The organism is Mitsuaria sp. CC2, assembly GCF_048957715.1.
GTDB lineage: Bacteria > Pseudomonadota > Gammaproteobacteria > Burkholderiales > Burkholderiaceae_C > Roseateles.
In genome coordinates, this window is sequence record NZ_JARVXN010000003.1 from 276,801 (window position 1) to 290,105 (window position 13,305).

13 protein-coding genes are annotated in these 13,305 nt (G+C 69.7%); all 13 read left to right on the forward strand.

Annotation, left to right across the window (positions count from 1 at the left end):
* The first annotated feature begins 102 nt into the window (after window positions 1–102).
* The 13 genes from PV762_RS02015 to PV762_RS02075 all read left to right on the forward strand — a co-directional run bounded on the left by PV762_RS02015 (window position 103) and on the right by PV762_RS02075 (window position 13,296).
* Window positions 103–2,451 (forward strand): bifunctional salicylyl-CoA 5-hydroxylase/oxidoreductase, encoded by a 2,349-nt coding sequence (locus PV762_RS02015; protein WP_421033346.1) that lies wholly within the window; start codon window positions 103–105, stop codon window positions 2,449–2,451.
* A 42-nt stretch (window positions 2,452–2,493) separates the two neighbouring features.
* Complete coding sequence (locus PV762_RS02020; protein ID WP_421033347.1) at window positions 2,494–3,282, forward strand: SDR family NAD(P)-dependent oxidoreductase; 789 nt, start codon at window positions 2,494–2,496, stop codon at window positions 3,280–3,282.
* Between the two features lie 83 nt (window positions 3,283–3,365).
* Window positions 3,366–3,824 carry a MarR family transcriptional regulator gene (locus PV762_RS02025; protein WP_331615586.1) on the forward strand — a complete coding sequence of 153 codons (459 nt, stop codon included), beginning with the start codon at window positions 3,366–3,368 and terminating at the stop codon, window positions 3,822–3,824.
* 22 nt (window positions 3,825–3,846) lie between these two features.
* Window positions 3,847–4,686 carry an enoyl-CoA hydratase family protein gene (locus PV762_RS02030; protein ID WP_421033348.1) on the forward strand — a complete coding sequence of 280 codons (840 nt, stop codon included), beginning with the start codon at window positions 3,847–3,849 and terminating at the stop codon, window positions 4,684–4,686.
* A 7-nt stretch (window positions 4,687–4,693) separates the two neighbouring features.
* Window positions 4,694–5,866: an acyl-CoA dehydrogenase family protein gene (locus PV762_RS02035; RefSeq protein WP_421033349.1), complete on the forward strand. Its 1,173-nt coding sequence runs from the start codon at window positions 4,694–4,696 to the stop codon at window positions 5,864–5,866.
* 21 nt (window positions 5,867–5,887) lie between these two features.
* Window positions 5,888–7,597, forward strand: coding sequence for an AMP-binding protein (locus PV762_RS02040; protein WP_421033350.1), 1,710 nt, complete (start codon window positions 5,888–5,890; stop codon window positions 7,595–7,597).
* A gap of 46 nt (window positions 7,598–7,643) precedes the next feature.
* Complete coding sequence (locus PV762_RS02045) at window positions 7,644–8,843, forward strand: ABC transporter substrate-binding protein (RefSeq protein ID WP_421033351.1); 1,200 nt, start codon at window positions 7,644–7,646, stop codon at window positions 8,841–8,843.
* 16 nt (window positions 8,844–8,859) lie between these two features.
* Complete coding sequence (locus PV762_RS02050; RefSeq protein ID WP_421033352.1) at window positions 8,860–9,780, forward strand: branched-chain amino acid ABC transporter permease; 921 nt, start codon at window positions 8,860–8,862, stop codon at window positions 9,778–9,780.
* Between the two features lie 4 nt (window positions 9,781–9,784).
* Window positions 9,785–10,813: a branched-chain amino acid ABC transporter permease gene (locus tag PV762_RS02055; protein ID WP_421033353.1), complete on the forward strand. Its 1,029-nt coding sequence runs from the start codon at window positions 9,785–9,787 to the stop codon at window positions 10,811–10,813.
* Entirely contained in the window at window positions 10,806–11,630 is an 825-nt protein-coding gene (locus PV762_RS02060; protein WP_421033354.1) for an ABC transporter ATP-binding protein, read from the forward strand. The genes PV762_RS02055 and PV762_RS02060 overlap by 8 nt, the downstream gene beginning before the upstream one ends.
* Entirely contained in the window at window positions 11,627–12,340 is a 714-nt protein-coding gene (locus tag PV762_RS02065; protein ID WP_421033355.1) for an ABC transporter ATP-binding protein, read from the forward strand. The genes PV762_RS02060 and PV762_RS02065 overlap by 4 nt, the downstream gene beginning before the upstream one ends.
* 28 nt (window positions 12,341–12,368) lie before the next feature.
* A complete protein-coding gene (locus tag PV762_RS02070; protein ID WP_421033356.1) occupies window positions 12,369–12,797 on the forward strand; it encodes an acyl-CoA thioesterase in 429 nt (142 codons plus the stop codon).
* A gap of 28 nt (window positions 12,798–12,825) precedes the next feature.
* The gene (locus tag PV762_RS02075; RefSeq protein WP_421033357.1) at window positions 12,826–13,296 is read left to right on the forward strand and encodes a RidA family protein; all 471 of its coding nucleotides are present in this window, start codon (window positions 12,826–12,828) and stop codon (window positions 13,294–13,296) included.
* Window positions 13,297–13,305 lie beyond the last annotated feature (9 nt).

Genomic DNA, 13,305 nt, shown 5'->3' on the forward strand with positions numbered 1-13,305 from the left:
CTCGGGACAGCAGGCGCAGCCAGATCGTTGACACCTCAACTATCCAGACCTAAAGTGATCCCGTCAAGCAGTCCTCGCCCGACGCTCGCCGGGTGTCCCACCATGCGTATCACCTGCATCGGCGGCGGTCCCGCCGGCCTGTACTTCGCGCTGCTGATGAAGCGGCAGAACCCGGCGCACGAGGTCACGGTGCTGGAGCGCAACCGCGCCGGCGATACCTTCGGCTGGGGCGTGGTGTTCTCGGACCAGACGCTGGCCGCGCTGCGCGAGGCCGATCCGACAACCGCCGAGCAGATCCTGCAGTCCTTCAACCACTGGGACGACATCGCCGTCCACATCGACGGCCGCACGATGGTGTCGGGCGGGCACGGCTTCTGCGGCATCGGCCGGCGCAAGCTGCTGGACATCCTGCGCGAGCGGTGCGAGGAGCTGGGCGTCGTGCTGCGCTACGAGACCGACGTCGCCGACGATGCGGACATCGATGCCGACCTGATCATCGCCGCCGACGGCCTCAACAGCCGGCTGCGCCAGAAGTACGCCGCGACCTACCAGCCCGACATCGACCTGCGGAACTGCCGCTTCGTCTGGCTGGGCACGACGAAGCTTTTCGACGCCTTCACCTTTGATTTCCAGAAGACCGAATGGGGATGGTTCCAGGCGCACGCCTACCGCTATGACGACACGCATTCGACCTTCATCGTCGAGACGCCGGAGCAGGTCTGGAAGGACGCCGGCCTTGAGGACATGAGCAAGGAGGAGGGCATCGCCTTCTGCGAGAAGCTCTTCGCCAAGGTGCTCGACGGCCATCCGCTGATCTCGAACGCGGCGCACCTGCGTGGTTCGGCGCAATGGATCCGCTTCCCGCGCGTGGTCTGCAAGCGCTGGGTGCATCACAACGGCCGCGCGCCGGTCGTGCTGATGGGCGACGCGGCGCACACCGCGCACTTCTCGATCGGCTCGGGCACCAAGCTCGCGCTGGAAGACGCCATCGCGCTGGCGCGCGACATCGAGCGCCACGGCGGCGGCGCGGACAGCCTGTCCGCCGCGCTGGAAGCATACGAAGCCACGCGTTCGATCGACGTGCTGCGCATCCAGAACGCGGCGCGCAACTCGACCGAGTGGTTCGAGAACGTCGAGCGCCACGCGCGCCTGGCACCGGAGCAGTTCGCGTATTCGCTGCTGACGCGTTCGCAGCGCATCTCGCACGAGAACCTGCGGCTGCGCGATGCGCGCTATGTCGGCGAGTACGAATTGTGGCTCTCCCAGCGTGCGGGCCTGGACCGTGCCGCGCCGCCGATGTTCACGCCGTTCACGCTGCGCGGCGTGAGGCTGAAGAACCGCGTCGTGGTGTCGCCGATGGCGCAGTACTCCTGCGCGGACGGCCAGCCCGCCGAGTACCACCTGGCCCACCTCGGCGCGCGCGCGATGGGCGGCGCGGGGCTGGTGTTCGTCGAGATGACCTGCGTGTCGCCGGAGGCTCGCATCACGCCGGGATGCCCGGGCTTGTGGAACGACACGCAACGCGACGGCTGGAAGCGCATCGTCGATCACGTGCACCGCAGCTCGACCGCGAAGATCGCCATGCAGCTCGGCCACGCCGGCGCGAAGGGCTCGACGCGCGTGGCCTGGGACGGCATCGACCAGCCGCTGGACGACGGCAACTGGCCGTTGATCTCGGCGTCGCCGCAGCAGTATCTGGACGGCGTCAGCCAGTGGTCGCGTGAGATGACGCGCGAAGACATGGATCGCGTCAAGGCCGACTTCGTCGCGGCGACGCAGCGCGCCGCCGAGGCCGGCTTCGACTGGCTGGAGCTGCACTGCGCGCACGGCTACCTGTTGTCGAGCTTCCTGTCGCCGCTGACGAACCGGCGCGGGGACGACTACGGCGGACCGTTGGAAAACCGCCTGCGTTATCCGCTCGAAGTCTTTGCCGCGATGCGCGCGGTCTGGCCGCAGGACCGGCCCCTGTCGGTGCGGATCTCCGCCAGCGACTGGGTGTCCGGCGGCACGACGACCGACGACGCCGTCGCCATGGCCGACGCCTTCAAGGCCGCGGGCGCCGACCTGATCGACGTGTCGTCGGGCCAGGTCAGCAAGCAGGAGCGGCCCACCTACGGCCGCATGTGGCAGACGCCGTTCAGCGAAAGCGTGCGCAATCGCGCCGGCATCGCGACGATCGCGGTGGGCGCGATCTCGGAGGCGGACCACGTCAACAGCATCATCGCGGCCGGCCGCGCGGACCTGTGCGCGATCGCGCGGCCGCATCTGGCCAATCCGGCGTGGACGCTGACCGAGGCCGCGAAGATCGGCTACCTGTCCGGACCCGGCCTGGACTGGCCGGTCCAGTACCTATCGGGCAAGAGCCAGATGGAGCGCGAGTTCGAGCGCCAGCGCGCCACGGGCGGCGGCGCGGCCGCGCAGGAACAGGCCAACAAGGCGCTCGGCGTCTGAGGCGGCGGTCATGACGACAAGCGACAGCGTCAAGGGATCTCCATGAGCAACAAGTACCCGCTCGAAGGGCTGCATGCGGTCGTCACCGGTGGCGGCTCCGGCATCGGCGCGGCGATCGCGCAGGCGCTGATCGCCGACGGCGCGCGCGTCACCTTGATGGGCCGGCGCATCGGGACGCTGAAGGAACAGCGCGACAGGCTGAACGTCGGCGGCGGTCCGTCGGTCGAGCTGCAGGTCTGCGACGTCGGCGACGAAGCCAGCGTGCGCGACGCCTTCGCTGCGGCGGTGGCGGCGGCCGGTCCGATCGACCTGCTGGTCAACAACGCCGGGCAGGTCGAGACGGCACCGCTCGCGAAGACCTCGCTGGACACGTGGCAGCGGCTGCTCAACGTGAACCTCACCGGCAGCTTCCTGTGCAGCCGCGAAGTGCTGCCCGCGATGACGGAACGTCGCTTCGGCCGCATCGTCAATGTGGCGAGCACCGCGGCGCTGAAGGGCTACGCCTACGTCGCGGCCTACTGCGCGGCCAAGCACGGCGTGCTCGGCCTCACGCGCGCCCTGGCGCTGGAGACGGCGCGCAAGGGCGTGACCGTCAACGCCGTCTGCCCGGGCTACACCGAGACCGACATCGTCGCCGGCGCGATCGAGACCATCGTCGCCAAGACCGGCCGCACGGCCGAGGAGGCGCGCGCCGAGCTCGCCTCGGTCAATCCGCAAGGGCGGCTGGTCGACCCGGCGGAGGTCGCCGCCACGGTGGCGTGGCTGGCGCGTCGCGACAGCGGCTCGATCACGGGGCAGGCGATCGCCGTCGCCGGCGGGGAGGTGATGTGATGCGAGACGCCGCGAAGGGGACGCTGCAGGACCTCGTCGTCGACGAGCCCGGCGCCGATTTCGGTCCGGACCTGGAATCCCGCATGCACGACGGCGACCACCAGGCCTTGCGCGTCTGGCTGCGCCTGCTGGCCTGCACCACGCGGATCGAGGACCAGATCCGCCAGCGCCTGCGCAACGATTTCGGCACGACGCTGCCGCGTTTCGACCTGCTGGCGCAGCTGGAGCGCAGCCCCGACGGCCTGACGATGCGCGAGCTGTCGCAGCGCTTGATGGTGACCGGCGGCAACGTCACCGGGATCACCGACCAGTTGGAGGCCGAGGGCCACGTCGTGCGCGAGCCGCATCCGTCGGACCGGCGCAGCGTCACCGTGCGCCTGACGCCGGCCGGGCGACGCCAGTTCAAGCGCATGGCGGCGACGCACGAGGGCTGGATCGTCGAGCTGCTGGCCGGCTGGCCGCCCGAGCAGAAGACCCAGGTGTATGAGCTGCTCGCGGGGTTGAAGGGCCACCTTGCGCAGCTCGACGCCGCCCGCAAATGAACGATTGAAGGAGTACCCATCGATGGACAGCCATCTCATCAGCGGCAACACGCGCAGCCTGAAGGGCTTCGAGCCGAAGCATTTCGCCTGGCGCCAGGAGGGCGCGGTCGGCGTCGTCACGCTGAACCGTCCCGAGCGCAAGAACCCGCTGACCTTCGAGTCCTACGCCGAGCTGCGCGATCTGTTCCGCACACTGAGCTGCGTGGAAGAGGTGAACGCGATCGTGGTGCAGGGCGCGGGCGGCAACTTCTGCTCCGGCGGCGACGTCCACGAGATCATCGGCCCGTTGACCAGGATGGCCATGCCGGACCTGCTGGCGTTCACACGCATGACCGGCGATCTCGTCAAGGCGATGCGCGCCTGCCCGCAGCCGGTGGTGGCCGCGATCGACGGCGTCTGCGCCGGCGCTGGCGCCATCATGGCAATGGCCTCGGACCTGCGCGTCGGCACGGCGCGAAGCAAGACGGCCTTCCTGTTCACCCGCGTCGGCCTGGCGGGCTGCGACATGGGCGCCTGCGCGCTGCTGCCGCGCATCGTCGGACAGGGGCGCGCGTCGGATCTGCTCTACACCGGCCGCAGCCTGGGCGGAGAAGAGGCGCTGCAGTGGGGTTTCCTCAATCGCATCGCCGAGCCGGACGCGCTGGAATCGCAAGCCGTGTCCTGGGCCGCGGAGATCGCCGCCGGTCCGAACTTCGCGCATGCGATGACCAAGCGGATGCTGCACCAGGAGTGGACGATGGGCGTCGACGAGGCCATCGAGGCCGAAGCGCAGGCGCAGGCGATCTGCATGATGACGCAGGACTTCCACCGCGCGTATCACGCGTTCGTCGCGAAGCAGCGCCCCGAATTCAAGGGCGATTGAGGACGGCATGAATCATCTGGAGCATCTGGACTGGCCGTTCTTCGAGGACAAGCACCGCGCGCTCGCGAGCGAGCTGGACGGCTGGTGCGCGCGCCACCTGGCGCATGGCGCGGTCGATCACGAGGATGTCGATGCCTCCTGCAAGGCGCTGGTGAAGGCGCTCGGCGCGGGCGGCTGGCTGACGCACGCGGTGGCGGGCGAGGGCCAGGCCATCGACACCCGCGCGATCTGCCTGCTGCGCGAGACGCTTGCTCGGCATGACGGTCTTGCGGACTTCGCGTTCGCCATGCAGGGACTGGGCTCGGGTGCGATCTCGCTGATGGGCACGCCGGCGCAGCGCGAGGCCTATCTGCCACGTGTCTCGCGCGGCGAGGCGTTGGCGGCGTTCGCGCTGTCCGAGCCGGAAGCCGGATCGGACGTGGCAGCGATGCACTGCGCCGCGCGATTGGACGATCGGGGTGGCGGTCAGGGCGGCGACCACTACGTGCTGGACGGCGAGAAGACCTGGATCTCCAACGGCGGGATCGCGGACTTCTACGTCGTCTTTGCGCGCACGGGCGAAGCCCCCGGATCGCGCGGCATCAGCGCGTTCATCGTCGACGCCGGCACGCCTGGCCTCGAGATCGCCGAGCGGATCGACGTCATCGCGCCGCATCCGCTGGCACGGCTGCGCTTCACCGGCTGCCGTGTGCCGAAGACCGCGATGATCGGCGCGCCCGGCGAAGGCTTCAAGGTGGCGATGCGGACGCTGGACGTGTTCCGCACCTCGGTCGCCGCGGCCTCGCTGGGCTTCGCGCGGCGGGCGCTGGAAGAAGGGCTGAACCAGGCCAGGGAGCGCGCCATGTTCGGCGCCACGCTGGCCGACCTGCCGCTGACGCAGGCCAAGCTCGCCGACATGGCCTGCACCGTCGACAGCAGTGCGCTGCTGGTCTACCGAGCAGCGTGGGAACGCGACCAGGGCCGCACGATCACGCGCGAGGCCGCGATGGCCAAGCTGATGGCCACCGAGGGCGCGCAGCGCGTGATCGACGCCGCGGTGCAACTGCACGGCGGTCGCGGCGTCCGGCGCGGCGAGATCGTCGAGTCCCTGTACCGCGAGATCCGCGCGCTGCGCATCTACGAAGGCGCCAGCGAGGTCCAGCAGCTGATCATCGGACGAGACCTGCTGAAGAACGGATGAAGAACGGACAAGGACGCGCCCATGCACCGCACCGCCCATCTCGACACCTTCGCTCGCGACCACCTGCCGCCGCGGGATCAATGGCCGGAGCTGGTCTTCGATCTGCCGGAGCTGCAGTTCCCCGAACGCATGAACTGCTCGCAGGACCTGCTGGATCGATGGGTGGCGGAAGGGCAGGGGGGGCGCACGGCGGTGATCGGTGACGACGGCGGCGACGGCCGCGGTGGCGGCATCCGCTGGACCTATGCCGAGCTGCAGGCGCAGGCGAATCGCATCGCCAACGTGCTGGTGAGCGAGCTCGGCGTGGTGCCCGGCAACCGCGTGCTGCTGCGCGGCGCCAACACGCCGCAGATGGCGGCCTGCTGGTTCGCGGTGATGAAGGTCGGTGCGATCGCCGTCGCGACGATGCCGCTCTTGCGTGCCAAGGAACTCGGCCAGGTCATCGAGAAGGCGCGTGTCTCGCACGCGCTGTGCGACGCGGCGCTGGCCGGAGAACTGGCGACGGCGCGCGCGCAGTTCCCCGTGCTCGAACGGGTCTGCCTGTTCCGCAGCGACGCGGCGGACGGGTTGGAGGCGCTGGCGGAGCGCCAGTCCACGAGCTTTGAGAACGTCGACACCGCGTCCGACGACTGCGCACTGATCGCGTTCACGTCCGGCACGACGGGGCAGCCCAAGGGCACGATGCACTTCCATCGCGACGTGCTCGCGATCTGCCGATGCTGGCCGGTGCACTGCCTGCGCGCGCGGTCCGACGACGTGTTCATCGGCAGTCCGCCGCTGGCCTTCACCTTCGGGCTCGGCGGTCTGCTGCTGTTCCCGCTCAGCGTCGGCGCGACGGCCGTGCTGCTGGAGAAGGCCTCGCCCGACGCGCTGCTGCCGGCGATCGAGAAACACCGCGCCACAGTCTGCTTCACGGCGCCGACTTCCTACCGCGCGATGGTGGCAGCGATCACGGCCGGAGCGACATCCGGAGCGGCGTCCACGGGGGCGGACTCAGGCAAAGCCCACGACCTGTCCTCGCTGCGCAAGTGCGTGAGCGCCGGTGAGGCGCTGCCCGCCGCGACGCGCCAGCTGTGGAAGGACACGACCGGCCTGGAGATGATCGACGGCATCGGCGCCACCGAGATGCTGCACATCTTCGTCTCGCACACCGAGGAGACGGCGCGCCCCGGTGCGACCGGCAAGCCGGTGCCGGGCTACCGGGCCCGCGTCGTCGACGATGAGGGCCGGGACGTGCCGCAGGGCAGCGTCGGCAAGCTGGCGGTGCTGGGGCCGACCGGTTGCCGCTACCTCGCCGACGATCGCCAGCTCAAGTACGTCAAACACGGCTGGAACCTCACCGGCGACGCCTATCTCATCGACGCCGACGGTTATTTCGTCTACCAGGCGCGCACCGACGACATGATCATCTCGGGCGGCTACAACATCGCCGGTCCGGAGGTCGAGTCCGCGCTGCTCGCGCATCCTGGGGTCGCCGAATGCGCCGTGGTCGGCGTGCCGGACGAAGAGCGCGGTCAGGTGGTGAAGGCCTTCGTCGTCCTGAAGCCGAATGCGATCGACGCGACGGGAGCGACCCGGGCCGCCGGCGAAGCCGCGTTGATCAAGGAGATCCAGGACTTCGTCAAGGCCACGATCGCCCCGTACAAGTACCCCCGTGCGATAGAGTTCCGCGCCAGCCTGCCCCGCACCGAGACGGGCAAGCTGCAACGTTTCCGCCTGCGTGAGCAGTAACCGCAGTCTTCCGACCGACCGTCCCCTTTCCTCCCCGGAGAAGCCGATGAAGAAGCCGTCGAAGTCCCCCGCGTTCCTGCTCGCCCTGGCCGCCGCCGCGACCGCCGCGCTGGGTGTCGCGATGCCCGCCGCCCATGCGGCCGACAAGCTCAAGGTGGGCATGCTGAGCACGCTGTCTGGCGCGGGCGCCGGCCTGGGCGTGGACATCCGCGACGGCTTCGCGCTCGCGGTGCAGCAGAACGGCGGCAAGCTCGGCGGCCTGCCGGTGGAGACGGTCATCGCCGACGACCAGCAGAACCCCGAAGTCGCGAAGCAGTCCGCCGAGCGGCTGCTCAAGCGCGACAAGGTCGACGTGATGACCGGCATCGTGTTCTCCAACGTGATGCTGGCGGTCGGGCCCGGGGTCTTCGCCGCGCAGGTGCCCTACATCAGCGCGAACGCCGGTCCCTCCCAGTACGCCGGTGAACAGTGCAACCCGTACTTCTTCAACGTCGCCTGGCAGAACGACAACCTGCACGAAGCCATCGGCAAGACGGTGATGGACAAGGGCTTCAAGAAGGTCGTCGTGCTCGCGCCCAACTACCCGGCGGGCAAGGACGCGGTGGCGGGATTCCGGCGCTACTACAAGGGCGTGGTCGCCGACGAGATCTACACCAAGCTCGGCCAGCTCGACTACTCCGCGGAGCTGGCCCAGGCGCGCGCGGCCAGGCCCGACGCGATGTACATCTTCCTGCCCGGCGGCATGGGCATCAACTTCATCAAGCAGTTCGTCGGCGCGGGGCTGTCCAAGGATGTGACCCTGTTCGGACCGGGCTTCTCCGCCGACGAGGACGTGATCAAGGCCGTCGGCGAGCCGATGCTGGGCATGTTCAACAGCTCGCACTGGGCGCACGACCTCGACAACGCCGCCAACAGGCGATTCGTCGCGGACTTCGTCAAGGCCTACGGCCGGCTGCCTTCGCTCTATGCGAGCCAGGGCTACGATGCGGCGTTGCTGATCGGCGCGGCGGTGCGCGACGTGAAGGGGAAGATCGAGGACAAGCCCGCCCTGCTGAAGGCGCTCAAGGCCGCGAAGTTCGAGTCGGTGCGCGGCCCCTTCCGCTTCAACCACAACCAGTATCCGGTGCAGGACTACTACCTGCGCGTGATCACCAAGGACCCGCAGGGCCGCGTGACCAACCGGACGCTGGGCAAGATCTTCGAGCAGCACGCGGACGCCTACGCGCCGCAGTGCAAGATGAAGTGATGACGGGCCGCCCGCGATGGACCTGATCCTCGTCGCCGAGCAGGCGCTCAACGGCCTGCAATTCGGGCTGATGCTGTTCCTGCTGGCCGCCGGCCTGACGCTGGTGTTCGGCATCATGGACCTGATCAACCTCGCGCACGGCTCGCTGTACATGATCGGCGCCTACCTGGCCGCGGCGGCGCTCGCGGCCGGCGCGTCCTTCCTGATGGCGGTGATCGCGGCGGTCGCGGGCACGGCGCTGTTCGGCATGCTGCTGGAGGTGACGCTGCTGCGCCGCCTCTACCAGCGCGACCACCTGAGCCAGGTGCTGGCGACCTTCGCGCTGATCCTGATGCTCAACGAAGGCGTGCGCATGATCTGGGGCGAGCAGCCGCTGATGCTCAACACGCCGGTCGCCTTGTCGGGCCCGGTCGAACTGTTGCCCGGCCTGATGTATCCGGCCTACCGGCTGCTGATCATCGGCGTGGGCCTGGCGGTGGCGGTAGCGCTCTACCTGCTGGTGACGCGCACGCGCTGGGGCATGTGGGTGCGCGCCGGCGCGTCCAACCGCGCGATGACCACGGCGATGGGCGTGCCCGCCGACCGGCTGTTCACCGCGGTCTTCGGCGTCGGCGCGGCCTTGTGCGCGCTGGCCGGTTCCCTGCTGGGACCGCTCCTGGCGGTGCAGGTCGGGATGGGGGAGAGCATCCTGATCCTGGCCTTCGTCGTGATCGTCATCGGCGGCATCGGCTCGATCCGCGGCGCGCTGGTCGGCGCGCTGCTGGTGGGCCTGGTCGACACCGGCTCGCGCACGCTGCTGCCGGCGGCGCTGCGGCAGATCGCCTCGCCGGAGGTCGCTTCCACGCTGGGGCCGTCGATCGCGGCCATCCTGATCTACGTGCTGATGGCGGCGGTGCTGTTCTGGAAACCGCGCGGCCTGTTCCCCGCGAGAGGCTGATCCGATGACCGAGTCCCTGCGCCCGAGACGCACGCTGCTCCATCACCGCGCCGGCGGCGCCTGGATCTGGGCGGTGTTCATCGCGCTGGCGGCGTTGCCGCCGCTGCTGCAGTCGCTGGGCCTGGAGTTCTACACGGTGGTCGCGACGCGCGTGCTGATCTTCGCGATCGCGGCGGCGAGCCTGAACCTGATCCTCGGCTTCGGCGGGCTGGTGAGCTTCGGCCACGCCGCCTTCGTCGGCATCGGCGCGTACACGGTGGGTGTGCTCGCGGACGCGGGCGTGGCGTCGGCGTGGATCGCATGGCCGGCGGCGATGGTGGTCTCCGGTATCGCGGCGGCGGTGATAGGCGCCATCAGCCTGCGCACGCGCGGCGTCTACTTCATCATGATCACGCTGGCCTTCGCGCAGATGTTCCATTACCTGGCCGTCTCGCTGAAGGCCTATGGCGGCGACGACGGGCTGCCGGTGGCGGCGCGGTCGGTGTTGAACGGCCTGCCGGTGGCGCTGACCGACGACGCGTCCTTCTTCCGGGTCGCGCTGGTGCTGTTTGCGCTGGTCTTCCTGGGACTGCGGCGGTTGGTCAACTCGCCGCTGGGCTGGCTGCTGCAGGCCGGGCGCGACAACGAGACGCGCGTCGCCGCGACCGGCGGCCGCGTGTTCGCCGTGCAATGGACGGCCTTCATCGTCGCCGGCGCGATCGCGGGACTCGCGGGCGCGCTGCTGGCCAACCTCAACGGGCTGGTGTCGCCCCACCTGATGCACTGGTCGCAGTCGGGACAGCTGATGGTGATGGTGATCCTGGGCGGCGCCGGCGCGCTGTGGGGCGGGCCGCTCGGCGCGGCGGTGTTCCTGCTGCTCGAGGAACTGCTGTCGGGCGTGACCATCCATTGGCAGTTCGCGCTCGGCGCGATCCTGCTCGTCGTCGTGCTGTTCGCGCCGCGCGGATTGGCGGGGCTCGTCGATCGATCCGGTGTGAAGAAGACCGCGCCATCGTCGTCGGCGGCGAAGTCGAAGGGAGCAGCGCATGCGTGATCCCGCGACGCCTGGATTGCCATCGGCGCTGCCGGAGCTCTCGCTGCTCCAGGTGCATCGACTGGTGAAGCGCTTCGGCGCGCTGACCGCGACCGACGAGGCGAGCTTGGCCGTGCGCGCCGGCGAGACCCACGCGCTCATCGGCCCGAACGGCGCCGGCAAGACGACGTTGATCCACCAGATCTCCGGCGCGCTGGCGCCGGACGGCGGCGGGATCTTCTTCGACGGCGAGGACGTGACCGCGCTGACCATGCCTCGACGCGTGAGCGAGGGCCTGGTGCGTTCCTTCCAGATCACGAGCATCTACAAGCGCTTCACGGTGCTGGACAACGTCGTGCTGGCGGTGCTCGCGCGGCGGCCGTCGGCGCCGTCGTGGTGGCGCGCGGCGCGCGCTGACGAGGCGGCGTATGCCGACGCCGAAGCGATGCTCACGCTGGTCGGGCTCGCGGCGGCGGCCGACCGCGTCGCAGGCAGCCTGGCGCACGGCGAGCAACGTCAGTTGGAGCTCGCGCTGGCGCTCGCCGCCCGACCGCGCCTGCTGCTGCTCGACGAACCGATGGCCGGCATGGGGCCGGACGAATCCGCGCGCATGGTCGACCTGTTGTCGGCGCTGAAGGCGCAACACCTGACGCTGCTGCTGGTCGAGCACGACATGGACGCGGTGTTCAGGCTCGCCGACCGGGTGTCGGTGCTGGTGAACGGGCGCGTGATCGCGACCGGCTCGCCGGAAGAGGTCCGCAACGACCCGGCCGTCAGGCAGGCCTACCTCGGCGATGAGTCGTCAGGGACGACCGGGGCGACGGGAGAAGCGGCATGAGCGAGGCGCTGCTCGAGATCGACGGCCTGCGCGCCGGTTACGGCGACAGCCAGGTGCTGTTCGGCCTGGACCTGCGCATCGCGCCGGGCGAGGTGGCGACGCTGCTGGGCCGCAACGGCATGGGCAAGAGCACGACGCTGCGGTGCCTGACCGGCTGGTTGGCGCCGAACGGCGGTCGCATCCGCTTCGCCGGCGAGGACGTCACCGGCTGGCGTGCCGACCGCATCGCGCGGCTGGGGCTGGCGATCGTGCCCGAGGGGCGGCAGGTCTTCCCCAATCTCAGCGTGCTCGAACACCTGAAGGCCTTCGAGGCCAACCGCTGCCGCGCCGCGGAACCCTGGAACGTCGAGCGTGTCTTCGCGCTCTTCCCCCGGTTGAAGGAACGCGCGTCCAACATGGGCCATCAGCTGTCGGGCGGCGAGCAGCAGATGCTCGCCATCGGCCGCGCGCTGGTCACCAATCCGCGGCTGCTGGTGCTGGACGAGGCCACCGAGGGCCTGGCCCCGCTGATCCGCGAGGACATCTGGCGCTGCCTGGACACGCTGCGGCAGGCCGGGCAGACCATCCTGGTGGTCGACAAGTACGTGAAGCGCCTGATCGGGCTGGCCGACCGGCACAGCATCCTGGAGCGCGGGCAGGTCGTCTGGCGCGGCGACTCGGCCGCGCTCGCGGCCGATCACGGGTTGTGGCACCGGCATCTGGGCGTATGAACGACGATGCCATGACAAGGAGGACCGCATGACGGCTGCATTCGAGCGCGAGGTGCTGATCCGTTTCGGGCATTGCGACCCGGCGGGGATCGTGTTCTTCCCGCGCTACTTCGAGATGCTGAACGCCTTCGTCGAAGACTGGTTCAACGAGGGCCTGGGCGTGCCTTACGCCGAGCTGCTCGGCGCGCGCCGCGTCGGTCTGCCGACCGTGCAGCTGCAGACCAACTTCGAGCGCATCAGCCGCCAGGGCGAGCGGCTGACGCAGCGGCTGTGGATCGAGCGCGTCGGGCGCAGCTCGCTGTCGCTGCGCGTGAGCTTCGACGGCGCGGACGGCCCGCGCGTGAGCTTCGGCCAGGTGCTGGTGTGCACCTCGCTCGAGACGCACCAGTCGCAGCCTTTCCCCGAGGACGTCCGCGCCGCGCTGGTGCGGGCGGTCCAGCAGCAGCAATCCCAATAATCGTCAGAGCAGTAGAGGAGTCACGACGATGAACGACAACAACGAGAAGACAAGCGCCGGCACGGGCGCGGGAACCGTCGCGGGAACGGGCGCCGGCAAGCGCGTGCTGCAACCCGCGGGCTGGGCGGCGCCGCGCGGTTACGCGAACGGCGTGGCCGCGACCGGCACGGTCGTCAGCGTGGCCGGCCAGATCGGCTGGAACGGGCAATGCCAGTTCGAGAGCGACGACTTCATCGACCAGTGCCGCCAGGCGCTGATCAACATCAAGGCGGTGCTGGCCGAAGCCGGCGCCGAGCCGCGACACATCGTGCGGATGACCTGGTACCTGCTCGACAAGCGCGAGTACGTCGCGCGCGGCCGCGAGGTGGGCCAGGCCTACCGCGAGGTGCTGGGCAGCGAGTACGCCATTGCGATGACGGCGGTCCAGGTCGCGGGTCTGATCGAGGATCGTGCGAAGGTCGAAATCGAGGTGACAGCGGTGGTGCCGGCACGGGACTAGGATCGGTTT